This window comes from Arhodomonas sp. KWT, from assembly GCF_010993615.1.
In genome coordinates this window covers 1-773 of the sequence record NZ_WNXE01000790.1, presented here as the reverse complement: position 1 = coordinate 773, position 773 = coordinate 1, and the positions used below count along the sequence as shown (strand labels likewise).

1 protein-coding gene is annotated in these 773 nt (G+C 73.6%); it reads right to left on the bottom strand.

From position 1 onward, the window contains the following. Nucleotides 1–147: 147 nt before the first annotated feature. A partial coding sequence (locus G7A99_RS22420; RefSeq protein ID WP_205600011.1) for a hypothetical protein occupies nucleotides 148–773 on the bottom strand: 626 nt, incomplete at its 5' end.

Here is a 773-nt window from a genome sequence, read left to right as displayed (position 1 = left end):
TTGCCGGCGATGCGGTCCTGCGTGGGCACCCCCGCGGTACCGCGGACGAGTCCCCTCACGGCGTTGACGGCGGGGCCGGCATAGCCGGCGGCGAAGACACCGAGACCGCCGGCGGCGAGGCCGCCCTTGAGCAGATTGCGGCGTGTTTTATCCATGAGCGACCTCCCGGGGAGCGGCCGCCGCCGGGCCCTGGGGCCAGCGGGCGGCGATGGCGGAGACGATGATCACGACGGCGACCCACAGGCCAAAGGTGGCGACGATGCCGAGCAGGCCGTCGCTGCCCAGCGGCAGCTCGTAGGGATAGAGCCCGGCGCCGTACTTGGGCACCGTCTGCACGTTGATGAACACGACCCAGCGGAACGACCAGGTACACAGCAGCGCCGGCACCGACAGCCACCAGCTGTGCGCGAGCAGCGCCGGGCGGCGCAGTGCGAGTGCCGTGCCCGCGATGAGTAGTGCCCCCACGGCCGCCGAGCCCGCATACATCAGCCGCCAGAACGGCTGCTCCACGGCCAGACGCAGCGCCTCGGCGAACGAGGCTCCCCCCCCGGCACCGAGGCCGAGCGCGCCGGTCACCGCCCAGCCCGCGGCGGCCGCGGCCGTCGCCACGAGCACGGCGAGCTGGACCCGGTTCGCCAGCCGGTAGTCGTCCGCGCACGCCACGCCGGACCAGCGCAGGGTGAACAGCACGGCGCCGACGGCGCCCACCAGGGCGGTGAGCGCGAAGTTGAGCGGCAGCCAGTAGGTATGCCAGAGCAGGCGGGCACGCACGA